General features: G+C 43.3%; 1 protein-coding gene. It reads right to left on the minus strand.

Annotated features, from left to right (window positions below; all coding sequences use genetic code 11):
* Positions 1-478, minus strand: a 478-nt coding sequence (locus AABE10_RS36290) for a DUF2130 domain-containing protein (protein ID WP_342937849.1), incomplete at both ends; no start/stop codon positions are given.

Here is a 478-nt window from a genome sequence, read left to right on the forward strand (position 1 = left end):
TCCAAGTCTTCTTCAAAATGCGTAATGTCAATATTTTGTTCGCGAACCAAGGCCAACTCCTGCTTGTATTTTAGAGAATTAAGCGCCGCATTTCTCAAGAGCCCAATTAACTGGATAAAGAACTGAGGACGGACCACATACATCTTTTCATACTCGTGACTGACGTCAACAATCCCTGTGTTAAAGTAGTCGTTATCGGCCTCAAGCATGGTCACCAACACGGCATATTCACAGTTCTTCTCCCGACGGTCCTTGTCTAATTCCTTGTAAAAATCCGCGTTCTTGTGCTTCTTCTCTGTTCCATCCGCTTCGTTTTTCATCTCAAACATGATGGAAATGATTTCGACTCCATTTTCATCACTCTCACGGAAGATAAAGTCGCCTTTGGAACCACGCGCAGAGACCTTGTTATCCTTCTCAAAGTAGGCATTTGGAAAGGCAAAACTGCGTACCTTGTTAAACTCACTCTCTGCATAGT

It is taken from the genome of Paraburkholderia diazotrophica (assembly GCF_038900755.1).
GTDB lineage: Bacteria > Pseudomonadota > Gammaproteobacteria > Burkholderiales > Burkholderiaceae > Paraburkholderia > Paraburkholderia diazotrophica_A.